The 25,494-nt window shown below is 40.6% G+C and carries 24 protein-coding genes and 1 tRNA gene; 14 read left to right on the top strand and 11 right to left on the bottom strand.

Annotated features, from left to right (window positions below; all coding sequences use genetic code 11):
• Together Q0192_RS14595 and Q0192_RS14590 are read right to left on the bottom strand one after the other, a co-directional pair.
• Positions 1-485, bottom strand: a 485-nt coding sequence (locus Q0192_RS14595) for an acetyl-coenzyme A synthetase N-terminal domain-containing protein (RefSeq protein WP_299290380.1), incomplete at its 3' end; no start/stop codon positions are given.
• A 217-nt stretch (positions 486-702) separates the two neighbouring features.
• Entirely contained in the window at positions 703-1,299 is a 597-nt protein-coding gene (locus Q0192_RS14590; RefSeq protein ID WP_299290378.1) for an acetate uptake transporter, read from the bottom strand.
• A gap of 238 nt (positions 1,300-1,537) precedes the next feature.
• On the opposite strand from Q0192_RS14590, the gene rpmB reads away from it, so the two are divergent.
• From rpmB to Q0192_RS14535, 11 genes are all read left to right on the top strand, one after another.
• Entirely contained in the window at positions 1,538-1,771 is a 234-nt protein-coding gene (gene rpmB / locus Q0192_RS14585) for a 50S ribosomal protein L28 (protein ID WP_299290376.1), read from the top strand.
• An 87-nt stretch (positions 1,772-1,858) separates the two neighbouring features.
• On the top strand, positions 1,859-2,041 hold the full coding sequence (gene rpmG, locus Q0192_RS14580; RefSeq protein ID WP_157567070.1) for a 50S ribosomal protein L33: 183 nt from the start codon (positions 1,859-1,861) through the stop codon (positions 2,039-2,041).
• Between the two features lie 88 nt (positions 2,042-2,129).
• Positions 2,130-2,300: a DUF4295 domain-containing protein gene (locus Q0192_RS14575; RefSeq protein WP_299290369.1), complete on the top strand. Its 171-nt coding sequence runs from the start codon at positions 2,130-2,132 to the stop codon at positions 2,298-2,300.
• A 114-nt stretch (positions 2,301-2,414) separates the two neighbouring features.
• Positions 2,415-3,383 carry a signal recognition particle-docking protein FtsY gene (gene ftsY, locus Q0192_RS14570; RefSeq protein WP_299290368.1) on the top strand — a complete coding sequence of 323 codons (969 nt, stop codon included), beginning with the start codon at positions 2,415-2,417 and terminating at the stop codon, positions 3,381-3,383.
• 105 nt (positions 3,384-3,488) lie between these two features.
• A complete protein-coding gene (locus Q0192_RS14565) occupies positions 3,489-3,854 on the top strand; it encodes a GxxExxY protein (RefSeq protein ID WP_299290367.1) in 366 nt (121 codons plus the stop codon).
• A 93-nt stretch (positions 3,855-3,947) separates the two neighbouring features.
• A complete protein-coding gene (gene rimO / locus Q0192_RS14560) occupies positions 3,948-5,315 on the top strand; it encodes a 30S ribosomal protein S12 methylthiotransferase RimO (protein WP_299290365.1) in 1,368 nt (455 codons plus the stop codon).
• Positions 5,312-6,907, top strand: coding sequence for a bacillithiol biosynthesis cysteine-adding enzyme BshC (gene bshC / locus Q0192_RS14555; RefSeq protein WP_299290363.1), 1,596 nt, complete (start codon positions 5,312-5,314; stop codon positions 6,905-6,907). Before rimO ends, bshC begins: the two co-directional genes overlap by 4 nt.
• A 174-nt stretch (positions 6,908-7,081) precedes the next feature.
• Entirely contained in the window at positions 7,082-8,164 is a 1,083-nt protein-coding gene (locus Q0192_RS14550; RefSeq protein WP_299290361.1) for an Ldh family oxidoreductase, read from the top strand.
• A 95-nt stretch (positions 8,165-8,259) separates the two neighbouring features.
• Positions 8,260-8,544, top strand: a complete 285-nt coding sequence (locus Q0192_RS14545; protein WP_299290359.1) for a type II toxin-antitoxin system mRNA interferase toxin, RelE/StbE family — start codon at positions 8,260-8,262, stop codon at positions 8,542-8,544.
• Between the two features lie 11 nt (positions 8,545-8,555).
• Positions 8,556-8,855, top strand: a complete 300-nt coding sequence (locus tag Q0192_RS14540; protein ID WP_299290357.1) for a HigA family addiction module antitoxin — start codon at positions 8,556-8,558, stop codon at positions 8,853-8,855.
• Positions 8,848-9,042: a hypothetical protein gene (locus Q0192_RS14535; protein WP_299290355.1), complete on the top strand. Its 195-nt coding sequence runs from the start codon at positions 8,848-8,850 to the stop codon at positions 9,040-9,042. Before Q0192_RS14540 ends, Q0192_RS14535 begins: the two co-directional genes overlap by 8 nt.
• 137 nt (positions 9,043-9,179) lie before the next feature.
• Here the strand turns inward: Q0192_RS14535 and Q0192_RS14530 are convergent, their stop codons facing one another.
• On the bottom strand, positions 9,180-9,377 hold the full coding sequence (locus tag Q0192_RS14530; protein ID WP_299290353.1) for a hypothetical protein: 198 nt from the start codon (positions 9,375-9,377) through the stop codon (positions 9,180-9,182).
• 661 nt (positions 9,378-10,038) lie between these two features.
• Here Q0192_RS14530 and Q0192_RS14525 point away from each other — a divergent pair.
• On the top strand, positions 10,039-10,854 hold the full coding sequence (locus Q0192_RS14525) for a murein L,D-transpeptidase catalytic domain family protein (RefSeq protein ID WP_299290350.1): 816 nt from the start codon (positions 10,039-10,041) through the stop codon (positions 10,852-10,854).
• Between the two features lie 12 nt (positions 10,855-10,866).
• On the opposite strand, the gene Q0192_RS14520 is transcribed toward Q0192_RS14525, so the two are convergent.
• The 3 genes from Q0192_RS14520 to Q0192_RS14510 all read right to left on the bottom strand — a co-directional run bounded on the left by Q0192_RS14520 (position 10,867) and on the right by Q0192_RS14510 (position 14,237).
• On the bottom strand, positions 10,867-12,393 hold the full coding sequence (locus tag Q0192_RS14520) for a L,D-transpeptidase family protein (RefSeq protein ID WP_299290348.1): 1,527 nt from the start codon (positions 12,391-12,393) through the stop codon (positions 10,867-10,869).
• 145 nt (positions 12,394-12,538) lie between these two features.
• Positions 12,539-13,999: a DNA/RNA non-specific endonuclease gene (locus tag Q0192_RS14515; protein WP_299290346.1), complete on the bottom strand. Its 1,461-nt coding sequence runs from the start codon at positions 13,997-13,999 to the stop codon at positions 12,539-12,541.
• Positions 14,000-14,063: 64 nt separating this feature from the next.
• Positions 14,064-14,237 (bottom strand): hypothetical protein, encoded by a 174-nt coding sequence (locus Q0192_RS14510; protein ID WP_299290344.1) that lies wholly within the window; start codon positions 14,235-14,237, stop codon positions 14,064-14,066.
• Between the two features lie 297 nt (positions 14,238-14,534).
• Between Q0192_RS14510 and Q0192_RS14505 the strand changes: the two genes are divergently transcribed.
• Positions 14,535-14,608: transfer RNA gene (locus Q0192_RS14505), tRNA-Ala, on the top strand.
• A 206-nt stretch (positions 14,609-14,814) separates the two neighbouring features.
• Here Q0192_RS14505 and Q0192_RS14500 read toward each other — a convergent pair.
• On the bottom strand, positions 14,815-17,175 hold the full coding sequence (locus Q0192_RS14500; protein ID WP_299290341.1) for a glycoside hydrolase family 3 C-terminal domain-containing protein: 2,361 nt from the start codon (positions 17,173-17,175) through the stop codon (positions 14,815-14,817).
• 89 nt (positions 17,176-17,264) lie between these two features.
• Between Q0192_RS14500 and Q0192_RS14495 the strand changes: the two genes are divergently transcribed.
• The gene (locus Q0192_RS14495) at positions 17,265-18,038 is read left to right on the top strand and encodes an NUDIX domain-containing protein (RefSeq protein WP_299290339.1); all 774 of its coding nucleotides are present in this window, start codon (positions 17,265-17,267) and stop codon (positions 18,036-18,038) included.
• Positions 18,039-18,286: 248 nt separating this feature from the next.
• Here Q0192_RS14495 and fucP read toward each other — a convergent pair whose 3' ends face one another.
• From fucP to Q0192_RS14475, 4 genes are all read right to left on the bottom strand, one after another.
• Positions 18,287-19,525 (bottom strand): L-fucose:H+ symporter permease, encoded by a 1,239-nt coding sequence (gene fucP, locus Q0192_RS14490; RefSeq protein ID WP_299290337.1) that lies wholly within the window; start codon positions 19,523-19,525, stop codon positions 18,287-18,289.
• Positions 19,526-19,643: 118 nt separating this feature from the next.
• Positions 19,644-21,080 carry a sialate O-acetylesterase gene (locus tag Q0192_RS14485; protein WP_299290335.1) on the bottom strand — a complete coding sequence of 479 codons (1,437 nt, stop codon included), beginning with the start codon at positions 21,078-21,080 and terminating at the stop codon, positions 19,644-19,646.
• 190 nt (positions 21,081-21,270) lie between these two features.
• Positions 21,271-21,957, bottom strand: coding sequence for an SGNH/GDSL hydrolase family protein (locus Q0192_RS14480; protein WP_299290333.1), 687 nt, complete (start codon positions 21,955-21,957; stop codon positions 21,271-21,273).
• 295 nt (positions 21,958-22,252) lie between these two features.
• Positions 22,253-25,441, bottom strand: coding sequence for a glycoside hydrolase family 2 TIM barrel-domain containing protein (locus tag Q0192_RS14475; protein WP_299290331.1), 3,189 nt, complete (start codon positions 25,439-25,441; stop codon positions 22,253-22,255).
• Positions 25,442-25,494: the final 53 nt, after the last annotated feature.

The following is a 25,494-nucleotide window of genomic DNA, read 5'->3' as shown; positions in this document are numbered from 1 at the left end:
ATAATCCGATCTGCAATGGATTGTGCCGAAAACCCACCAAAAACAACCGAATGGATAGCGCCAACACGCGCACAAGCCAAAACGGCAATGGCCAATTCGGGCACCATTGGCATGTAGATACAAATGCGATCGCCTTTTTTAACGCCGTTGTTTTGCAGCACGTGCGAAAACTGACAAACTTTTTGGTGCAGTTGTTTATAAGTGATGATCCGATGATGATCTTCGGGATCGTTTGGTTCCCAAATGATTGCCGGCTGATCGCTCAAAGTATCTAAATGCCGGTCAATACAGTTTTCGGTAATGTTCAACTTCGCGCCTGTAAACCATTTGATTTTCGGCTCGGTAAAATTCCAATCCAGCACTTGTTCCCATTTTCTTCGCCATAAAAAATTCTCGGCAATTTCGGCCCAAAACTTTTCCGGTTCGTTAATGCTGTACTGATAAACGTCTTGATATTCTTCAAAAGATTTTACTTGCAGGTTCATTGGGTAGAAATTGTTTAGCTCTTGTTGCGTGTAAATCTAAAAATTTTGTTGTGAGAAGAATTAGAGCTGTTTAAATTCTGTTATAAAAATTTACAATGCTTCTTTTATGCCCCTAAATTCTGTCTCCATACAAAAAGTACAACGGGCCAATGATTTTTATGCGGTAAAAGAAGCATCGAGAATATTCGGAACAAATTTTAAACAAGCTTTTAACCGCTCAATAATTGTTTGTTACGGTTCCGATAGGCCAAAAATTACGGCCATAAACATCATTTAACAAAACCGCAGCACCCGTATAAATCGCAGACGCGCCGCAAATTAAACCTTCGTAACCGGCAATGTGGGTGATGGTTTCGTTGCCGGTTGCATCGCCTGCGGCCAGCAAAAAGAACAGGATGGCTAAGGTGGCAAAAACGAATTGCAAAGCGCGGTTAAGGCGCAACGTGCCGATAAACAACAAAGCGGTAAAAATCCCCCAAAGGGTTAAATAGGAGGCTAATGCAGGTTTTGAAGTGGCGGCAACCCAACCTAATTTTGGCATTACAATCAACCCGACAAGCGTGAGCCAGAAAAATCCGTAGGAAATAAAGGCTGTCATGCCGAAAGTATTGTTCTTTTTTGATTCTAAAATCCCGGCAATTACCTGCGCTGTTCCGCCATAAAAAATCCCCATAGCTAAGATCATCGAGTTGAGTTCGAAAAAACCGGCGTTGTGCAGGTTGAGCAAAACGGTGGTGGTGCCAAAGGCAAATAATCCAAGCGGGCCAGGATTGGCAGAAGAATCCCGAAGCACGAGTTCGTTAATTTCTTTCATTATCAAAGTGTTTTAGGTTGATTTTGGTTGAACAATAATACAAATTTTAGCCTTGTGTTTTGTTGAATAAAGTAAAAACCAAGTGTTTTGAAAGATTGCAGCACCAGAATAGGAATGCTTCTTTTATTGCCTAAAAATTGGTAAAAACTAAAATTAAAAATAGTGTTGCTTTTTTTGAGCAGAATACTGATATTTGCAAACTCTTTTTGAAGGAGAAGAAATAACAAAACATTTCATCATGTCTAGAATTTGCGATTTAACCGGTAAAACTTCTATGAATGGCTTTAACGTTTCCAACTCGAACGTTAAAACCAAACGCAAGTTTCACCCAAACCTGAAACTGAAAAAGTTCTTCATCCCGGAAGAAGATAAATGGATTACGCTAAAAGTTTCCACTTCGGCTATCAAAACCATTAACAAAAACGGCATCTCCGCTTGTATTAATAAATTTGTAAAAAAAGGGCATATATAAATAGTTGTGTGTTGCCAGTTACGAGTTGTCTGTTTATTGCAGTTGCAACTATTAACTATCAACCATCAACCATCAACTTAAAATACAATGGCAAAAAAAGGCAATAGAGTTCAGGTGATTTTAGAATGTACAGAGCACAAAACCAGCGGAATGCCGGGCATGTCTCGTTACATCACCACCAAGAACAAAAGAAATACAACAGAAAGACTGGAATTAAAGAAATTTAACCCGGTTTTGAGAAAAGTAACGGTACATAAAGAAATTAAATAGGCATTTGGTTGATGGTTAATAGTTGATAGTAGCTGCACGTCGCGTTATCAATGAACTATTAACCATAATCCCTTAACTTAAAAAACTCATGGCAAAGAAAGTAGTTGCAACCCTAAAAACCGGAAAAGGCAAAGAGTACTCCAAAGTAATCACGATGATCAAGTCACCTAAAACCGGTGCTTATTCTTTTAAAGAAATTATTGCACATAACGACCACGTTAAAGATGCAATTGCTGTAGCTAAGGCTGCAAACCAATAACCAGTTCTTATATCAGAATAAGAAAGCCGTTCCGAATTTACCGGAAGGGCTTTTTTTGTTATGAATACCTAATTTTATGCTATAAAAGAAGCATTGCTTTTTTGGATTAAGCCTATGGGACTATTTGATTTTTTTAAAAAGAAAGAAACCACCGTTGTAGAACAGCAGGACCTGGACAAAGGCCTGGAAAAAACCAAAGACAATTTTCTTTCTAAAATTACCAAAGCCGTTGCCGGAAAATCAACTGTTGACGAAGAGGTTTTGGATGATTTGGAAGAGGTTCTGGTTACTTCTGATGTTGGCGTTGCAACCACGTTAAAAATCATCAAACGGATTGAAGAACGTGTTGCCCGCGATAAATACTTAGGCACAACCGAACTCAATGGCATTTTAAAAGAAGAAATCCAACAATTATTAGCCGAAAACAACAGCAATGATTTCCGAAATTTTGAATACGGCAACCATAAACCATATGTGATTATGGTAGTTGGCGTAAACGGCGTGGGTAAAACCACCACGATTGGCAAGCTGGCCTACAAATTAAAATTAGCCGGAAATAAAGTGGTGATTGGCGCGGCGGATACTTTTCGTGCTGCAGCAGTTTCCCAAATCCAGTTGTGGGGAGAACGAGTTGGTGTGCGTGTGGTAGCACAAGCTATGGGTTCTGATCCGGCTTCGGTGGCTTATGATACCGTAAAATCGGCCGTTTCTAACGGTGATGATGTGGTGATTATTGATACTGCCGGCCGTTTGCATAACAAAGTTGGTTTGATGAACGAGCTGACCAAAATCAAAAATGTGATGCAAAAAGTTATCCCAAATGCGCCGCACGAAATTTTGTTGGTCCTGGATGCTTCTACCGGCCAAAACGCCATCGAACAATGCAAACAATTTACGCAGGCAACGGATGTAAACGCTTTGGCATTAACCAAATTAGATGGCACGGCAAAAGGCGGCGTGGTCATCGGGATTTCAGACCAGTTTAAAATTCCCGTAAAATATATTGGCGTTGGCGAATCACAAGATCAACTTCAATTGTTTGACCGGAAAGCTTTTGTGGATTCATTATTTAATAATGCCTGATTTCACAGATTTTTTTATGATTTCACAGATTTCTACTTGGTTACACCGATTGTAGAAAGATTGGATTAATTTATAAAAGTTGAATAATTAAATAAGGCAGGAAATATGGAACAAGATGCATTAACCGAAAAAATAATCGGTTGTTGTTTCAAAGTACATAGCGAATTAGGGCCTGGCTTTATAGAAAAAATTTATGCTAAAGCACTACAAATACAATTAAGAAATATAGACTTACACTTTGAAGCAGAAAAAGAATTCAATGTTTATTTTCAGGAACAATTTGTTGGAAAGTTTAGATGTGATCTATTGGTTCAAGATCAGGTAATTGTAGAACTTAAAGCAGTAACTGGGTTTCTTCCAAAACTCTTTCATGCTCAATTACTGTCATATTTAAAAGCAAGTAAAATTAAGACTGGCTTGTTAATTAACTTTGGCAATCCAAGCTGTGAGATAAAAAGATTGTCTGTGTAAAACGAGCTAAATCAGTGTAATCTTTTTACAATCGGTGAAATCACCATCAATCAGTTAATCACCAAAAGAATCGGTGAAATCATATTATAATCAGTGAAATCCAAACAAATAAAATCAACAAAACCTCGTATAAACGTAGTTACTTTAGGTTGTTCTAAAAATATATACGATTCTGAAATCTTGATGGGCCAACTTCAAGGCAACCACTTTGATGTGGTGCACGAAAGCGAAAAAGTAGGCAGCAATGATATTGTCGTCATCAATACCTGCGGTTTTATTGACAATGCCAAGCAGGAATCCATTGATACCATTTTGCAATACAGCGAACTGAAAGAACAGGGAAAAGTCGGAAAAGTGATTGTAACCGGTTGCCTTTCCGAACGCTACAAACCCGAACTGGAAGCAGAAATCAGCAACGTGGATGCTTTTTTTGGCACCAATAATTTGAAGGATATTTTGCAGAACATCGGTGCAGATTACAAGCACGAATTGCTGGGCGAACGTTTGCTCACCACGCCTTCGCACTTTGCGTATTTCAAAATTGCCGAAGGCTGCAACCGTCCCTGTTCCTTTTGCGCCATTCCGTTAATGCGCGGCAAACACGTTTCCACGCCGATGGACGAGCTTGTTTTACAGGCAAAAAAATTGGCTGCCAAAGGAACAAAAGAACTGATCATGGTTGCCCAGGATTTGACGTACTACGGTTTGGACATCTACGGAAAACGTAATTTAGACGAACTTTTACGCAGGATTTCCGACGTGGAAGGCATCGAATGGATCCGTTTGCAATACGCTTATCCTTCCGGTTTCCCGATGGAAATTTTGGATGTGATGAACGAGCGCAGCAACATATGCAATTATTTGGACATGCCGCTGCAACACATTACCGACAATATGTTAAAATCAATGCGCCGCGGTATCACCAAGCAAAAAACAATTGATTTAGTCAATCAAATCCGTGATAAAGTTCCTGAAATTGCATTGCGCACTACTTTGATTACCGGTTATCCGGGCGAAACGCAGCAGGATTTTGAGGAAATGCACCAATGGGTGATGGACACCAAGTTTGACCGTTTGGGCTGCTTTACGTATTCGCATGAAGAAAAAACACATGCGCACAATTTGGCAGATGATGTTCCGGAAGAAACAAAACAGGAACGCTCTGAAGCGATTATGGAAGTGCAGCAATTGATTTCGCACGAAAAAAATCACCAGAAAATCGGACAAACGTTTAAAGTTTTAATTGATAAAATTGAAGGCGATTTTTTAGTGGGAAGGACAGAATTTGATTCGCCGGAAGTGGATAACGAAGTTTTGATTGATGTGCGCGAACAATATGCCGTTCCGGGAAGTTTTGTAAACGTAAAAATAGATGCAGCAGAAGATTTTGATTTGTACGGAAAAATCGTTCAGCCAAAACAAACCGCAAGCATTGCCGAAACGTTAGCTGTACATTCATGAAGGCAACCTATATCGATTACAAAGCCACGGGCAGCTTCTCTCCAACCGTTGTTAGCTACCTTGAAAACGATATAGCGTTACAGCCTTTTTACAGTTTCCGGCCAGATTTGGATGGCTTTCGGCAATTGCTTCAACATAAAAAAAACATCGGTAAAAGAAGCATTTTAACCAGCGTTTTAAACGCGCAGTATGAAAAATTGCCGGTAAAAGAAGTATCCAATTTAACGCGAATAAACCTGGATTTACTGAACCGGGAAAATACGTTTACCGTTACCACCGGCCATCAATTGAATATTTTTACCGGTCCGCTTTATTTTATTTTCAAAATTGTAACGGCAATTAATTTGGCCAGGGATTTAAAAGCCGAATTTCCAGACAAAAATTTTGTGCCTGTTTATTGGATGGCTTCCGAAGATCATGATTTTGCGGAAATTAACCACACCCAAATTGCCGGTAAAAAAATTGCTTGGAACGAAGAAGTTTCGGGCGCAACCGGACGGATTTCGACCAAAGGAATACGGCAAGCATTAAACCAATACAAAGGCGTTTTGGGGATTGAAAACCACGCCGAAGAACTGGCTAAACTGGTAGAAACAGCTTACATTAAGTACGAAAACCTGGCCGATGCCACGCGTTATTTGGTGAATGCTTTGTTTGGCCAGTTTGGTTTGGTGATTATTGATGCCGATGAAGCTGCTTTAAAACAGGAACTTGCGCCAATCATCCAACAAGATATTATCCAGCAAAACAGCTTTAAAAACATCTCAGAAACCAATAAAAAGCTACAAGATATTGGTGTTCATATTCAGGTTAATCCACGTGAAATCAACTTTTTTTACCTGCTAAAAGAAGTACGCGAAAGGATTATTTTTGAAGATAACCGCTACAAAGTTTTAAATACGGAAATTGCTTTTTCAGAAGAAGAATTGAAAGCAGAAATTACAGCGCACCCGGAAAGGTTTAGTCCGAATGTGGTGATGCGGCCATTGTACCAGGAAATCATCCTTCCAAACATTGCTTACATCGGCGGTGGTGCCGAAGTGGTTTACTGGCTGGAACTGAAAGCAAATTTTGATTTTTACGGTGTTGATTTTCCAATTTTAATTTTGAGAAATTCCGGTTTGATGGTAAGCAAAAGAGCAGCAGAAAAAACTGAAAAAATGGGTTTGGGTTTAACTGATTTCTTCCAGGATACAGCAACTTTAAAAACAAACTGGATCAAAGCAAACAGCAAGAACCAATTGCAATTGAAACAGGAATGGTTGGAACTGAGCCACGTTTTCGACCGGATGAAAACGCAAAACAGCAAGATTGACCCAACTTTAGGCCCTTCCACAGAAGCTATTAAAAAACGATTAGAACATGCTGTTTTTAACCTCGAAAAAAAGTTGATCAAAGCAGAAAAACGCAATTACGAAACGCGTTTAAACCAGATTGACCAAATCAAAAGCGAACTGTTTCCGGGCGGAAGCTTGCAGGAACGAAATGAAAACTTTGGTTTGTTTTATGTTAAACTTGGATCTAAGTTAACTGAGCAACTGGTTGAACAATTTAAACCGTTGGATTTTAAATTTACGATTTTAACGGACTAACAATCCAGTCATTTATACGCTTTTGTCATTTCGACGCACGGAGAAATCTTCTTTCAACAGAACAATTTTTAGGTGATAAAAGAAGCATTGGAATATTTGCTTCCAAGAAGATCCCTCCTATCGTTTGGATGACAGAACAAAGCAGAATAATCATATCGCAACAACACCAATTTTATGTTGATAAAAGAAGCATCGCTACAAACCTTTACCGAAAACATCTTTTTAAAAATAGGTTGCAGCTTAGAACACGCACAATTAGCTGCCAATGTTTTGTTGCGTGCTGATTTGCGTGGAATTGACTCGCATGGCGTGGCGCGGTTGAGTGGTTATGTGCGTTTGTGGGAGAAAAACCGAATTAATCCAAAACCGAACATTCAAATTGTGCATGAAACGCCAACTACCGCAACGGTTGATGGCGATGCCGGTTTGGGTTTGGTAGTTGCGCCTTTTGCCATGCAAGTTGCGATAGAAAAGGCCGAAAAATATGGTTCGGGCTGGGTTTCAGTGCGTAACTCCAACCATTTTGGAATTGCCGGTTACCATGCTTTGCTGGCGGTAGAAAAAGAGATGATTGGTTTTGCGATGACCAATGCCAGTCCGTTGGTTGCGCCAACTTTTTCTAATGAGCGAATGTTGGGTACAAACCCAATGTGTTATGCTTTCCCCGCAGGAAAATATCCGCCGTTGGTTGTAGATATGGCTACTTCTGCCGCTGCAAACGGCAAGCTGGAAATTGCACAACGCGCCGGAAAACCGGTTCCCGAAGGTTGGATTCAGGATGAAAACGGCAGTTTTACAACCGATCCGCACGCTTTAAAATCCGGTGGGTCGTTGCTTCCTTTGGGAAGCGACCGCGAGCATGGCAGCCATAAAGGTTTCGGTTTGAGTGCCACGGTGGATATACTTTCGGCCGTACTTTCGGGTGCAAATTACGGGCCTTGGGTTCCGCCTTTTGTGGCTTATCTCGATCCTCATCCAAATCCTGTTGGAACCGGGATTGGCCATTTTTTAGGCGCCATGCGAGTAGATGGTTTCCGGCTGATTGAGGATTTTAAACACCATTTGGATAATTGGATCGAGCGTTTTAAATCAGCCAATCCTATTCATCCGGATCAAAAAGTAATTATTCCCGGCGAACCTGAACTGGAAGCGGAATTGGATCGAAAAGTAAATGGAATTCCTTTGGTTGATGCAGTTGTAAAGGATTTGAATGAGTTGGCGGAGAAGTTGGGTGTGGAAGGATTGGGCGAGTTTTAAAATATTGCTGGATTAGAAATTCGTAGATCAAAGGAATATGATTGATTATTCTTTTTACTTACTGTATATTTACAGTATGCAAATACATTTATCTAATGATAAAGTCGATCCAGCATAAAGGCCTAAAGTTATTCTGGACAAAGGGTGATGCCAGTAAACTACAATCAGAATATGTGCATAAAATTGGCAGGGTATTAAACATAATCCATTATTTAGAAGAGGTGCCGAAAGACCTCGAAACGTTTAAGCATTTAAGGCCACATCCGTTGAAAGGCGATCTTAAAAGTTTTTGGTCTTTAGATATTTCGGGCAATTGGCGTATCATTTTTAGGTTTGAAGATGGACATGCTTTTGATTTAGATTATTTAGACACGCATTAATATTCATAAAAATGGAAAGAGCGATTGAAACGAATATACATCCGGGTATAATTTTAAAGGAGGATGTGATCAAAGTGAACGGGCTGAGTATTGGACAAGCTGCTGATTTGCTTGCCGTTTCCAGGTTAACTTTGTCTAAAATAGTGAATGGAAAAGGGGTGATAACGCCGAATATTGCTTTACGCATTGAAACGGTTTTTGGAGGAAATGCAGATTTTTGGCTAAGGATGCAAAGAGGTTATGATTTATTGGAAGAAAAAATTAAATTTTTGAAGAATCCGCCAAAATTGACCCATTTCAAATTTGCATGACAATGATAATAACTGGATTGAACGTTTTAAGTCGGCAAAAACAGTATCACCCGATCAAAAAGTAATTATCCCCGGCGAACCGGAACTGGACCGAAAAGTAAAGGGTTTCCCTTTAGTTGATGCGGTGGTTGTGGATTTGAATGAGTTGGCGGCGAAGTTGGGTGTGGAAGGGTTGATTGGGTTTTAAAATTTAATTGAAATTTGCATCTCCTAACTAAAAACAAAACTTCAACTTCAAACAATTTATTCCGCCGCCTTTTCCCCTTTTTCGCCCAGTTCCACAATGCTCCCTTCCTTAAACAAAATGGCCTGAAGGGTTTCGCGTCAAAGTGGTTTTTGCCGGAGCAGAAATTCTAAGTCCATCTCAAAATGCTTAAACTCTTCTTTTTGTGCGTTTTGCATAATGGCTTTTGCGCTTTCGTCTTTCTCAACCGAAATGCGTTGCTCGTACCAGTTAATAGCTTCGGCTTCTTCGCCTAAGGAAGCAATCATGCGTGCAAAAGTCCTGGTTTGTTCCGGCACTTCGTGTTGTTCGTGATACTGGCCAAATCCCGTAATCTGTGTTTTTAAATTTGGAATAAATAAAGCCCAAGGGGCACATTTTATAGCACATTACCATAATAAAAATTTGGCCTCGAAACTTTTGATCGGCCTGCCATTGCTTTTTTGACGCTTCTTTTAGGGCAGTAAAATTGGTATCGGTAACTTCCTGAAACAGAAAAACCCTTCGCTTGAAAGGTTTTTCTGTTTAAAATTACTTTTTCTTTTTTCCGCTGGCCATGTCTTTGCCGGCTTTGCTTTTTTCTTCTTTGGAAGCTTTCGGGTCTTTCAATGTCTTTGCATCTTCGGATTTTGATTTGTCTTTAGTCGCCATGGTTTTTTAATTAATGAGAAAACGATTAATAATTTAATGTCAGTGAAATATCAAATCTTAAGCCGCAAATAATAAAATTATACTATTTAATACGGCATAGCGTTTAATTACTTTATATCAAAACCAATAAAAAAATTTGTTTTTCTACACAATAAAAAAATAAAGATTTCGTCTATCATTTACTACATTTTCTTCATAAAAATCAGGACAAGTGGAAAGTTTTTGCTACAATTATTTAACCTAAAGCAAACCTATTACCGAAATTTTACGTAACCCATTTTATTAAATATAAACCGAAAAAAGCCATTTATGAATAAGAATTTTTTTAAAAAATCAATCTTACTTTCATTAGCACTTTCCGTAACCATTATCAGTACAACCCTTAAAACTTTTACCCGTTCTTCTCAAACAAACTTCGCCCGGGCTAAACAAAAAAGCACGCTTTCGCCACAAGAACTTTTGTATTCAACGTACCTCAGCAAAATTTATCAAACGGCAAACTTATATGCAGCCGGTTTAAACGAAGATGTTTTTGCCAAGGCTGTAACTGGTTTTTACAACCTTAAAAATACAACCAACTTAAATGACCATAATTCCATCATCACCATTGTTGATTTTACCAAATCAAGTTGTGCAAAACGAATGTGGATCATTGATTTGCAATCCGGATCGTTGCTATTAAATACTTGGGTGGCGCACGGACAAGGCAGCGGGGACGATATGCCAAACCAGTTTTCTAATATTGACAGTTCGCACCAAAGCAGCCTGGGCTTTTATTTGACAGGCGAGATTTATACCGGAAAACATGGCCGCTCTTTGCGTTTGGATGGTTTGGATGCCAACTTTAATACCAATGCCCGCCAACGGGATATTGTAATTCACGGTGCTGATTATGTAAGCGAGCAAACGATCAAAAACTTAGGGCGTTTGGGCAGAAGTTTTGGCTGCCCAGCCGTAGCACCCGAACTAACGCAAACTATTATCAACCTAATTAAAGACAAAACCGTTTTGTATATCAACGGTTCGGACAACCGCTACAGTTCTAAATACTTAGACCAGGATTTGGCGGCCAACTATCTTTTCCCGGAAGCAGCTACGCACGGCCCGTTGCAGGCCATGCTTTAGCAGATACTGTTTTTACGACAACATTTTTTGGATGTGCGTGTACAGCACAATATCCAAACCGTAAACATCCGGGCGGTAAACCAGCTTTCCGTTTTCGGCCCAACAAGTTACATACGTGATATAAACAGGAACCTTTTTTGGCAAAGAAAGGTTCCTTGCTTTTGGGTCGGTTTCCTGCATATCTTCTTTGATTTGCTCAAACTGGCCGCCATCGCCAAACAACACATGCGCCAAATCCAGCGGCTTTTCTAAACGCACACAACCGTGGCTTACAGCACGCATTGCTTGTTTAAAAGGCGCTTGGGCAGGCGTATCGTGCAAATAAACGCTGCTTTTATTCGGGAACAAAAACTTAATCTTGCCTAAAGAATTATCTCCGCCGGATTGCTGCTTAAAAGTGTAAGGCAAATTATCTTTCGAAACAGATGCCCAGTTGATCGTTTCCGGGTCTTCCACTTTTTTGCCGCCTTTATAAACGTCAATGTTTTTGTTAGAAAGGTAATACGGGTCTTCGGCCGCTTCTTTGATAATCTCGTTGGAGGCAATACTTTGCGGGATATTCCAGATCGGGTTTACCTGCACACTGTTGATCGCGCTGTTTAATTGCGGCGTTTCGCGGGTAAAAGGCACATCGCGCACCTTGTCGTCTTCGCTGTATTCCGCCAGGTTATCTTGGTTGGTTTTGTTCCTTCCCTCGCCCACACAAACTTTCATGTTTAAAACAGAAGAATCATGGTCCATTACATCCAAACGATAATCCGGAATATTCACAATGACATAACGTTCTTCCGTCGGTTTGTTTTTCCAGCGCAAACGCTCCAGGTTCACTTTCAAAATCCGTTCGGTTTCTGTTTTAGACATTCCCGGCGCAGTTTCTCCAGATTGCAACGCCTTTTGTAAAGCCAAATATTGCGGGTTTTTAGGTTGAATGCTGTCTAAAAAACTTTTCAAATTATTTACTTCCAAAGCGTGCGTCATGTTCAAACTATCCGGCCGTTTGGTTTCGGTGAAGTAACGCGCATAGATTTTTTTGGGGCTGATCACACCAAACTGCATGGCATTGCTGTAATTGATCAGTGAATTGGCGGTGAGGATTTCCAGTTCGGCCATGTTTTGATAAGCTTCGTCCACAGTTTTGATACTGTTTTTATCGCCTATTTTTTTAAGCAGCTCGCTGATTCTGTCAAACTGAAAAAGCTTCGGGTCTAAACCATGTTCGCCAGCCCGCTGATAATACGATGCCACAACTTGCAATTCATCTTTTGGCAAATGCTGCAGCACAAACATCGGCTCGTAATTGTGCTGTTCGTAAAAAGCAGAAATGAGTTTTGGATTCGTCATCAAAGCTTTTTTCTCCACCAGCATTTGCTGGAAAACCGTAGAAAAAGCTTCCGGGTCTAAGTTATTGTAAACCTTGTTTTGGTATTTTTTGAAGAGGATTTGTGCCATTGGCGAATGCTTTTTCTTGCATCCGTTGACCACCAACAGCACTAATAATGAAAGTAACACAATTTGGGTATAGCGGCTTATTTTATTCATTTTTTTATTTAGATAGTTTTAATAAATACACAGTTTAGAAATATATGTTTTAACGTTGATTTGTTCCGGGTTTGATGCCAATTTACGGCAAAGGTTTTATCCATGCTTCTTTTAGCACACTAAATTTATGCCGGTAAAAGAAGCATCAGTCATCGGTATAACCCCTTTTTGATTTTGGCGTTCCCGCATAACGTTTGGTTTCGATTGCATCCTGTACAGATTGTGGCAAATTAGAAAGCAGGTTGTAGCCCGTGTTTTTTTCAATATCGCGCACCGTGCAAATATACTGCATCCAATTTGGGTTGATGCTGTTATCGTTCGGCGTGTCCACGGCAATCACTGTTGTGTTTTTGTTAATGCGTTTTAAATCCTGGTTGCCGTTCGGGATAATCACCACCACTTTCCAAATATGTGCCGGTACGTTGATCCTGCCTTCATCAATACTCGTGGCATAACCTTTACTGCCCGTCCCGCCCGTCCCGTAACTGCCCATCATGATGTAAACCTCGTTGCCTTGCTGCACCTGGCCGCGGCTGAAACTTTCCAGGTGTTCCCAGGTACGCTGGTTGTTATACGGCGCCTGAGGCACAATGTTGTCTAGTAAAAAAGTGGCCGAATTAGCATCGGGCGCGTTGGTTCGATCACCGGAAGGGCAATTGTGGCCTTTATCAAAACCCGAACCCTGATAGCTGTAATCCTGCGCTTCGTACCAACCGGCGGGCAATTTCGTATCCGGCCGAAAATCGTTTGAACGGCTGGCACTTCCCAAATCCGTTGCGCCCAAATGCCAGCAAACCCAGTTTGGCCCGCACCTATCGCGGCTGTAACTTTCGGTATAATATTTTTGGTTGATGAGGTAATTGTTGTAATTGCTGAGGCTGTGCGTGGCTCCGCTTGGGTTGCCGCACAATAAATTATCGTTATCGCCAATGGCAACAGAATCTGTAGGTTTGGGTTTTGTACCCACAATCGTATCGCCCGTACTTACCGAAGTACCGCCTTCGTTTTGAATATCCCCGGTCCCGCTGATCGTAAAATCATCCAAATTAATACGGTTTTTGCCACCCGAAATTTTACGGATCTCAAACCTAAGCCGCCCGGTTTTATTAAGGTAAAAAGTGATACTATGTAAAATATGGCTGCTGCTACTGATGGGAAGGCCAACTTGCCGGTAAACCTGGCTTCCGTTAATTGCCACAAACAAAGCCCAGATAGAAGCGCCATCCTTTCCATAAGCTGCATGTTTAACGGTTACGGTCGAGGCGCCGTCTACATCAAAAAGCATACTGATTTTGCCATTGTTACGGATTCGGATGGACTGCTTTCCAGTTTTATAATCTGCTTCCGTGCTGCCGGTTAAAGCATCCTGCAAAAGCCAGTTGCCGGTTTTAAAAACAACATTTCCGCTTGCGTAGGCAGCTTTGTGGCCTTGCTCAAAATCTTCGGTTAGGGTTAAAGTTGTATGATAATTTCCGCCATAACTTACGGAAGTATTGGTTGGCGGAGGCGCAGTTTGTTGCGGGTTTCCGCCGCAGGATTGTAAAAGCAAAACCAGCAGCACCAAACGGCAAAGTTTTGTTAAGCGGCGCAATTTCCCGTCGTTCATTTCGCGATAAAATTACTACAAAAAATAGCATTTTATGTAATGGAAAGAAATGAAATGGTGAATATTACAGGTACAAACAATCGTCGCACAACTGCAAACCAAAACTGGTGTAATGGATGTGCTGAACGATGGCCAGTTCGGTTTGGCAAATGGTGCAACGTTTAGCCGCAGGCATCGCTTCTGTGTAAGCATAAACAACAATTTCGTTTTGAGGCTGATCGTTTATTTCAGTATTCATTTTAAATTAGGTTTGAGGTGGTGTGCTGGTCATACAAAATCCAATCCTAAAACAACCGGCCGCATAAATGCTGTTATTACATGCATTTTTGTTAAAAGATGTAGAAAAAACACCCCTAAAAGAAGCATCAGAAATATTTTTGTGTGGAAGATCATCAACAAAAAGTTTTGCTTCTATCCTGTAAGTTTCTGGTTAATCACAATTTCATCCAAAAGTTTTTAAATCGAAAAACATGGCAATTGCAGTTTGATTAAATTTGCGTACGAAAAACTTTTTATTAGTTTTGCAGCAACAAACGGGGGATTAGCTCAGCTGGCTAGAGCGTTTGCATGGCATGCAAGAGGTCATCGGTTCGACTCCGATATTCTCCACCTATAAAAAAGGCTTTTAGATTGATTTCTAAAAGCCTTTTTTATTTTAAGCCATACTTCTTTTATGCCTATAAAATCAGTATTGGTTTTCTAAAACTCTTTTGATAAATTATAATAGTTTGATGATTTTTATGTGGTAAAAGAAGCATCAGGATTAGATCGAACAAAACTTATAACAAGTCCATCGTTTTCTTTCAAATCAAAACCTATTTCTTTAACTCGTTGATTTGCACTTGCGGCAACAACACTTTATTATCTTTCTCTACCATAATGGCTTTAGTTAAATTAAAAGAAGCCGTTTGCTTTATATTAAGCGACGAAGCAGCAATTTTTACGGTATAATTGCCTGCATCCGCAATCCAGGAAGAAGCTGCCGTATTAAAAGAAGCGAGATCAATTGGGTTTATGGTAAAAGACAAGGTTTGCGATTGGCCAGGTTGTAAAAGCCCTGTTTTGGCAAAACCTTTTAATTCTTCTGTAGGTTTGTCTATTTTGCTTACCGGAGCGGTTAAGTACAACTGAACAACTTCTTTACCTGCTGTTTTGCCGGTATTGGTGATCGTTACAGAAGCCAATATTTTACCGTTAAAATTGGGGGAACTCAATTTTAAATTGCTGTAGCCAAAAGTTGTATAAGACAAGCCATAACCAAATTCGTAGGCCGGCTTGATATGGAAAGTATTATAATAGCGGTAGCCAACATAAATTCCTTCTTCGTAAGTTACTTCTGCCGGGATAGCTTTCATCCCAAACATACCGGTTGTTGCTTTTTCAGGAAATTCTTTGCCGGGAAAGTTTTTGGCCGAAGGAACATCTTTGTAAGAAGCAGGAAACGTAGTGGCCAATTTGCCGGAAGGGTTTACTTTGCCGCTTAATACATCAGCTATTGCATTGCCTCCTTCCAGTCCCGGCTGCCAGGCCAGTAAAATAGCATCGGCATAATTTTTAAATGAATTTACATTGATAACGCCTCCGATATTTAACACCAGCACCACTTTTTTATGTTGAGCATGAAATGCTACTGCCACATTTTTAATTGCCTCTTTTTCGATGTCCGTCAGCTCATAATCACCTTCCAGTTTTCGGTCCCTGCCTTCGCCTGCATTTCGGCCGATTGCGATAATGGCCAAATCAGATGCGGCAGCTTTTGCTTTAACCAATTCGTTGTTTGAAGCAAATTCGGGGGTTGCCGGAGAAGGGTTCATAAACTCCTGAATGAAACTTTTCTTTGGATGTTTGGCAGCATAATCGCTTAAATAAGCGGTATAAACGTTTTGCACATCCTTATCAATTGCATATCCCGCATTGGCTAAACCTTGTACCAAAGAAACTTTATAAGCTTTGTTTACATCGCCGCTTCCGGTGCCTCCGGCTATCAATTCATAACCATTAATGCCAAAAACAGCAATTTTTTTAGAATTTCCATTAATAGGCAGTGCCTGCCCGTCGTTCTTTAATAATACCATACTTTGTGCGGCTGCGTCCCTTGCTACTCCGGCATCAGCTTTTAAATCAGGCTGGTCTGAGTATTTATATCCTTTAAAAGAAGGTGAGCGCAAAATTGTATTTAATATCCCCGTTACCTCTTCGTCCAGTACTTTTTCGGAAAGGCTTCCGCCCTTTACTGCTTCTAATAATGCAGTAGTTTGCGCAGGCGTACCTGGCATAAGCAGGTTATTCCCGGCCTTCATTTGTGCAACCGCATCTTTGCCGCCAAACCAATCGGTCATCACGAATCCCTTAAAACCCCATTCATTTCTTAAAATACGGGTGAGCAACTCATTGCTTTCAGAAGTATAAGTTCCGTTTATCAGATTGTAAGAACTCATTACCGTCCAGGGTTGTGATTGCTTGACTGCTATTTCAAACCCTTTCAAATAAATCTCCCTTAATGCCCTTTCGCTCACAATGGTGTTTACCGTGTTTCGGTCGGTTTCCTGGTTATTAGCTGCAAAGTGTTTGATGGAAGTACCAATACCGTTTGATTGCAAGCCCTCCACCATTGCGGCCGCTATTTTTCCTGTTACAACCGGGTCTTCAGAGTAGTATTCAAAATTACGCCCGCCCAAAGGGTTGCGGTGGATGTTCATTGCAGGGCCTAAAATTACGTCTATACCATATTCTTTTACCTCATGGCCAAAAGCAACGCCAACCCTTTTCACCAGGCTTGTGTCCCAACTTGAGGCGAGCAAAGTAGCAACCGGCCAGGCCGTGGCATAGTAAGTTTTGCCCGGGCTTCCTTTACGTACAGAATCAATACGCACACCGGCAGGGCCATCAGAAGTAACGATCGAAGGGATGCCCAAACGCGAAACCGCATGAGTTGTGCCTGCCGCTCCGGCTACCCTGTCCTGCGTTTGCCCTACACCGGTTCCATTTGTAGTAAGTCCGGGCATATTAAAACCTGCACCAACCACTATTTGTACTTTTTCTTCCAAAGTCATCGCCTTAACTACTTCGGAAACAGGGCTTTTACCTAATTGAGGAGGATTGTTTTGCGCAAAGGAATTAAAGCCGGTAAGCATCAGTATGCCGATAACGGTATAATGTAAACGATTTGAAGCCATGAAATTAAAGGTTAGGTTTATTATTGTGTTATAATGACACAATAATAATCAAATTTTCTAATTCCGTAAAAAAACTTTTCTTTTACCCGATGGACCAAGCGTTAACGATTGCTGAACTTATCTCAAGCGGTAAGCAATACTATTTGCCTTCTGTCTCTATCGACAATGTGATATTCGGGTTTCATGAAAACCAATTGAAAGTACTGTTGCTCCAGATCAGGAGCAGCGATAATTGGGGTTTGCCAGGCGGATATGTTTTTAAAGAGGAAGAAATTGAAGACGCAGCAGTGAGGGTTTTAAAAAGCCGGACAGGGCTACAAGACTTATTCCTACAGCAATTTTATGTTTTTGGCGGAACGAAACGTGTTACAAAAGAAATTTTAAAGCCGGTTTTTAAAGCTATCGGTACCGAGCTGACGGACGAAAGCTGGCTGATGAACCGGTTTATTTCTATAGGTTACTACGCATTGGTGGAGTACGAAAAAGTAACACCTTATCCTGATGAACTTTCAACACAATGCACCTGGCATGATTTAAACAACCTTCCCGGGCTTATCCTTGACCATAAAGAAATTATTGATAAAGCACTGGAAACATTGCGCATCCAGGTAAACCATCAGCCTATTGGTTATAACCTTTTACCTGATGAATTTCCTTTAAAAAGTTTACAGTTAATTTATGAAACTATTTTAGGCAGAAAACTGGACAGAGGCAACTTTAACCGGAAAATTTTAGGTTATGGGATTTTAGAAAAGAAACAAAAGCATTATTCAGGCGGCGCGCACAAAGCCCCTTACCTGTATTCATTTCTCAAAGAAGATTACTTTAACGCACTAAAAACAGGCTTGAAAAAAGACTTCTAAAAACAGGACCGGAAAAACAACATACTTCTTTTATGCCTATAAAATCAGTATTAGTTTTCTGAAACTTTTCTGATAAATTATAAATAGCCCAATGATTTTTATGTGGTAAAAGAAGCATCGGAAATATATGCGGCATAGCTTCGTTTTTCAAAACCTGCTACATTTATCATAAGCATACAAGGTTCATTTCCAGGTCCGGCAAACCAGATAATTCCTTAAACTTCAACCTATTAAACCAAAAGCAAAAATCAGGACGGGACAGATAAACTGACCTTGTAAAATTTATACCCAAAAAGGAATATCACTATATAACAAATTATAGGCAGATAATATGCTTTAGCCACATCCTGGTTGGCTACCAGCCCCATGATAAGCGGAAAAAACGCACCGCCCACTACGCCCATAGATATAAACGAAGAAGCTTGCTGCGTATGCGGCCCCAGGTTTTTTAAACCTAAGCTAAAAATGGTTGGAAACATGATACTAAAAAAGAAGTTGACCATCATTAAAGCGATATAAGAAGCCCAGCCCAAGCGTTGGGTTACCAACAGGCACATAATGATACTGCCACAGGCAAAGGCGGCCAACAATTTATTGGGCTGGATAAAACGCATCAAAAAAGTGCCGACAAAACGCCCAATTGCCATCATGGCCATAAAAACAATCATATAATTGCCTGCTGTCTGATTGCTAAAACCCATTACCTCATGTCCGTAATTGATAAAAAACGCCCATGTACCTGCCTGAGCCGCAACATTAAAAAATTGCGCTATTACCGCCCACACAAAGTGGCTGTGCTGGTAAAGCTTTTTTGCAGGCGCTAAATCAACGTTTACTGCCGCTGCATCAGATACTGGTTTGTGCGGGTCTGTAAGTACAGGTACTTTTAAAAATAAAAATACGATACCGATAAATACAATGACACAACCGATAGCAATATAAAGCGTCTTAACAGAAGAAAGGTCTGTTGGGTGGTTACTTGCCACACGCAGTAAAAAATACGATCCGATTGCCGGGCCGATGATCGTACCCACAGCATTAAACGATTGTGAAAAATTGATCCGCTGGTCGCTGGTACGCTGGTCGCCCAAAGCAGCAGCAAAAGGATGTGCCACAGTTTCAAGCGTAGCCATGCCGCAGCCCATAACAAACAACGCAATCCTGAAAAAATTAAAAGATTCTGCATTGGCAGCAGGAACAAATAAAAACACTCCCATGGCAAATAAAGCCAGGCCCAAAAGCACGCCGGGCTTGTACCCAAATTTTTTAAGAAAGTAGCCCGCAGGAATGCTCATCACAAAATAAGCCCCAAATACAGATAGCTGTATCAGCCCAGATTTAGCTTTAGACAAATTCAGCACGTCCTGGAAGTGCTTGTTCAATACATCACTCATGGAGAGTAAAACGCCCCACATTAAAAATAATGAAGTAACAGAAATGAAGGTAACTAAGAACCTTTTTTCTGTAAATGCTGCTTGTTGAGACATCTTTTGGTTATTGAAGAGAATGTTGCTGTTGATAAAAGGTAATTAGCTGAGCCATATTAGAAACACCTACATTTAAAGGCAATCTATTAAAAAAGCAGTTAAGCCATCCGCTAAACCGTCAATTTTCAGAAGTAAAGGTTGAAGCGGGCAGCCCTTCCTTATTAAATAAAGTTGCCGCGCTGCTATCGCTCCAGGCATACCTGACATAAATAGGGGCAGCAACAGAAGGGCTGCTGACAACTACTTTATTGTTAACTATTTTGGCTTGTGCCGGAACATAAACTTTGTCTGCCCCCGCAATTTCAAAATTCGTCAACCCTTTGTCTGATGCAAGCAAGCCGCTTCCCACATAATCAAAATCAACGATAAGTTCCTTGCCTGATGCAACCACTTTTTTATATAACGGGCCTGATTTAACCAAATTCTTTCCATAATCATTGGCCAATGCAAACCTTGCCAAACGGTTGCCCACTTCTTGTTTATTAGGCGGGTGCGCTGTTTTAAGATAGCCAATATCCAAAGTTGATACCATGCCGGTTTTGGGCAGCTTTAAACCGTAACGTTGTGCATCCCTCAGTTTTTGGGACTGTTCCGTCTGTTTTGGGTCTTTGTAAATGTAGGGCGCCAATTGTACAAAATAAAACGGAAGCTGATAGCCCCATTTGTTTCGCCAATCTTCAATCATGTTTGGGAAAAGGCGTTTATATTGCTCGGCCCGGCCAACATTTGATTCTCCCTGGTACCAAATCACCCCTTTGATCGAATAAGGAATTAGCGGATTGATCATGGCATTAAAAAGTACCGTAGGCGAGTTGCTGTTGATTTTAGGTTTTTCTGTTTTGTTTTGAGGTTTTTCCTGTTCGACTATCGTTGCATTAAAGTCCCCAATTTTTTCCAGATAGCCCCTGCTTGTCCAGGCTTCTGCCGGTGTGCCTCCGATAGAAGATTGGATGATCCCAATTGGCACATGCAGTTCCTGGTAAAGTTTTCGGGCGAAAAAATAAGCGGTGGCACTAAAGTCGCCTGCAGTTTCCGGAGATGTAGCATTCCATTTGCCGCCAATAGAATCCAAAGGGGTTGTTGAGATACCAAAAGGCACTTTTAGCAACCTGATATTTGGATAACTGGCTTTACTTATTTCCAACTTCGAGTTCAAAATAGTATCGCCCGGCGGCCAGCCTTTTAAAGGTATATCCATGTTTGATTGGCCGGAAGCCAGCCAAACCTCGCCAACCAACACATCTTTAATGATAATATTACTGTCTTTCGTTTTAATATTGATGGTATAAGGGCCGCCTGCTTTTGGGGCAAGCAGTTTTACTTTCCAATTGCCTGCAGCATCTGCACTGGTTGAAGCTTGTTTTCCCCAACTGGCAGAAACCGTAAGTTTTTCTCCGGGGCTTGCTTGTCCCCAAAAACTGACTTTTTCCTGTTGTTGAAGCACCATATGGTCCGAAAACAAGTTGCATACTTTTAACGCTTTCTTTTCACCCGGCGGGGATGAAAAAGCGGACAGGCCAAAAGCCATTGCAATAAAACAAAGGAAAGCTTTCATTAATTTTTAAAAACTAAATCAATTGTGCTGTTAATAAATATTCTTGTAAACCTTAAAAATCACGATACTTCTTTTACCCTATAAAAATTGGTGGTTGAATCAGCCTAAACAAATTAAACCAAATACTTATCAATTTTTATGGGATAAAAGAAGCATTGGAACCTAAATAATTACGGTTATCAAAAAAGAACTATTTTCTTTTTTTAATTGCCGCCGCTATTGCCTTTTCTGCAAGCGGTTCCATCATTTTATAACCTGCCAAGTTGGGGTGTACACCATCTTTCGACAAGTTTGCAGGCAGTCCTTTTCTTGCATCGGCCATTGTGGTAAAATAATCCAGGTAAACAATATTGTTCTTATCCGCATAATTCTTTATCATTTCGTTTAGAGCGGCAACTTTTGGCACCGGGTCTATTGATGGGCGCCACGGAAAAGCAAAGGCTGGCGTTATTGACGACAGTACCACTTTGATGTTGTTAGCTTTTGCCAGTTCTGCCATAGAAACGATGTTGCCAAATACATCTTCCAGTTTTGATGGGCCGTTGTTTTCAGCAATATCATTTATCCCGGCCAGGATCACCACAACTTTAGGTTTTAGGTTGATTACATCTTCACGAAAACGCAGCAACATTTGCCCCGTTGTTTGTCCGCTGATTCCACGGTCAAAATAAGGCTTGCCGGCAAAAAAAGTAGAGTCGTTGCCGATCCAGAAATCAGTGATAGAATCACCCATATACACTACCCGATTTTCCCCGGCGGCAGGCGGCGGTACTTTGCTGTTTGCTTCAGCATACTTTTTAATGTTGGCCCAGTCCTGCGCCTCAGCTGTGGCAATAACAAAAAACAGTACAAATGCCACTGATAATCTTTTAATCATAATTGGTAAGTTAAATATATTGTAGAAATTTAGTACCGTAAGCTTGTGTTTGAATTAGGGTTGATATGTTGCTGATGCTTCTTTTAATCCATAAAAAACATTGTCGCTCCTATAGTTTAAATTAATTGCATACACTAATTTTTTAGGGCTAAAAAAAGCAGGTAGATAAAACCAAACTGAATTTATTTGAATTACAAGGAGAAAAATTATTTGGCTAACGTTTTATTTTTACAACTGCCAGCATAAAAAGCCCGCAGTTGTAAAAATAAGATACAGTTTAAATTAAAATCTACTTTTATTTCTTTCCAGACAATTGTATCTGATAGCTAAAAGTAGTTGGCTTTGCATAAACCATATATTGTTCTAAAGGTTTAGGGCCGCAACCGTTTGAACCTACGCCCAGCGTTTTATGGCTAATACATAAAACAGTGCCTTTACTTTTTGGCAAATCTATCCTGTACTCTACCGGATCCATTTCCTCATCACTGTAAGGAAGCGCACTAACCTGTAATAGCGAATCTACTTGCTTAACGTTTATTCCGGTGCCTTTTGCAGAGTTTACATTTGCCCAGCGTACGTCTTCATGATTTCCGGCTTCCATTGGTTTTTCGTATGGTGTTAACTGCTTTGCTACACTGCTTGCGTAATGGCCAACATCAAACCCGCTTTTTCGGTCTCCGTAGTTTTCCATTGGCCCGCGGCCCATGTAATCAAACTGATCCAGGTCTTTGTTTAAGAACATACGGACACCAATCCTGGCCAAGATCAATTTCGGATCGCTAAAGTTTACCTCATTTACTGCCTTAACCTCTCCATTACTATTTATGGTGTAAACTACATTATGGTGAACTTTAAAATCTTGCTTGCCTGTTCCGGTTAAACTTGCCCTGATCTCTACTGCATGGGTAGAAAGTTGTGTGCTTTTCACTTCATCTACTACCCAAGTAATTTCTTTTAAACCATTTTTTTGCCAGTCTTGATAAGCCCACATATCATCTTTTTGATGCGGAGCGCGCCATAAATGAAGCATTGGGCCACCGTTGTCTTGCAATAAACTGTTGCCGCCACTTTCCATTTTTGTAAAAGTGCCTTTGGCTTTATTAAATTCAAGGCTAAAACCTGTTCCGTTTACTTTGATAACATCTTTATTATCAGCTAATGTTAATGCACCGCCTGTTTGTTGTTCTTTAACAGCAGGTATAGCTATCGGAAGTTCCAATTGCTGGGCAGCAACTTCAAATCCTTTTTTAGCCCAAAGCATATCATTCGCCAAATCAAATGAAACTCGAAGGAAATATTCAGCTCCCGGTTTTGGGTTAACTTTAAATGGTATTTTCACATCCTGTTCTGCACCTGGCTTAATTTCGTTCAAGGTAAGATTACCTGATGATAGCACTGTGCCGTTTTCGCTTAAATCCCATTTAGCGTTTAAGCCATTCAAATTAATAAATTGATAGCGGTTTTTAATGGTAACTAACCCGTTTTTAAGATCTTTTGCCCGAATGCTAACCCATTGGTAAGCATGTTTCAATTCAGGGTAATGAGGTTTAGGTGATCTGTCAGAAAAAACAACACCTTTATGTATAAAGTAATGATCATTTGGAAAGTCGCCAAAACCACCTCCATAAGCAATGATCGGATGCTGAGGGTTGCGATCATTATAAAGACCCTGATCTTGCCATTCCCATATAGCGCCGCCCAATAGTTGAGGATATTTATCAAACAAATCGTTATAGATATCTACCGATCCCATAGAATTAAACATCGCATGAGCGTATTCGCATAAATAAAACGGCTTGGTTAAAGTTTTGTCATTGGCGTTTTTTTCCAACGGACCAACTTGGGTGTACATTTCGCTGTCTATATCGGCCGGATTTTTATCATTTCCTATTCCGAAGCCTTGATAATGTGTTGGCCGGTCATCAATAGCTTTAATTGCTGCTAATATAGCCCTGAAGTTGGAACCGCCGCTGCCGCACTCGTTGCCTAAAGACCAAATGATAACCGATGGATGGTTTTTAAAATTCTCCACATTGGCTACATTTCGGTCAATCAAAGCAGCTTTAATTCTCGGTTCTTCGTTAAACTGATCCCAGGCACCATGACATTCCAGATTGGCTTCGGCAACCAAGTAAATACCGTATTCATCACACAACTCATACCATCTCGGATCATCTGAATAGTGGCAGGTACGCACGTGGTTACAGTTTGCCTGTTTAATCAACACAATATCTTTGATCATTTGATCTTCCGTAATGGCATGGCCATCGTTCGGCCAGTTTTCATGACGGTTTACACCTTTCAATTTTATCGGAACACCATTCACCAAAAATAACCGGCCTTTTATCTCTATCTGGCGGAAACCGGTGCGTGAAGACAAAGTTTCAACAGTACGGTTTCCATCATTTAGGGTGATTACTGAAGTATAAAGCTTAGGCGTTTCTGCCGTCCATTTTTGTGGGTTGTTTACATGAAAACTAAGGCTAACGTTTACTTCTTGGCCTGGTTTCAATGCTGGTATTGCCTTTTTAGCTGTGGCTCCTGATACCTGGGTATTGCCGTTATATAAAACAACTTTTAGTTCCTGAGCTTTTATCGGTGCCGAACCGTAGTTTTTAATTTTGGTGTTAACTACTACTTCTGCATTTTGAAATTGTTTATCAAAGTTGGTTTTGATAAAATAATCTTGAATGTGTTCTTGCGGTGCGCTCCACAACGTTACATTTCTGAATATGCCACTCATTTTCCACATATCCTGGTCTTCCAAATAACTGCCCGTGGTAAACCGGTAAACTTCGACCGCTAAAGTATTTTTACCTGGTTTAACATACTTGGTCAGATCAAATTCTGCGGCATTACGGCTGTTTACACTGTAACCCACCTTTTGACCGTTTACCCAAATAAAGAAACCGGCATCCACACCATCAAAAGTGATAAACGTACGGCGGCCTTTCCACTCGGCAGGAACGGTAAAATCACGGCGGTAGCTGCCAACCGGGTTCCTCTCTTTGAAAGAGGTGTACCGCTCTGACGGCGTGCCCATTACATTTGGGAAATCCTTTTTAAAAATGTAAGTGATATTACTATAAACCGGCGTACCGTAACCTTGAATTTGCCAGCTTGACGGCACTTTGATATCTTTCCAGCCGGAAACATCGTAATTGGTTTCATAAAAATTAACCTGACGCTTTTGAGGCCAATCTACCCAATTAAATTTCCACGTTCCGTTTAAGCTACGGCTAAAAGAAGAAGCATGGCGGTTGGCAGCCAGAGCTTCTTTCAGCGAAGCATAAGGCATTAAAGTGGCATGGTATGCTTCTTTATGTATGCCAATATTTTCCGGGTCCTGAATCTCTTTCGGAACAAATGCGGTGTCTGATTTTGACAATCCGTCTTCTGCCTGTACCTGAAAGCCAAAACTTACTTTTTGACTAAAAACAAAAATGGAAAGTATTAAAATTTTGAAAGTATGTTTCTTAAACATGGGTTTGATTATAAATGTTATACTTGGAAAGGATTGTTTATACAGGTAATATT

Origin of the sequence: uncultured Mucilaginibacter sp., assembly GCF_937859865.1 — a bacterium.
In the GTDB taxonomy this organism is placed as follows: Bacteria; Bacteroidota; Bacteroidia; order Sphingobacteriales; family Sphingobacteriaceae; genus Mucilaginibacter_A.
The sequence above is the reverse complement of the archived record's forward strand: the minus strand, read 5'-3'. Positions and strand labels throughout refer to the sequence as shown.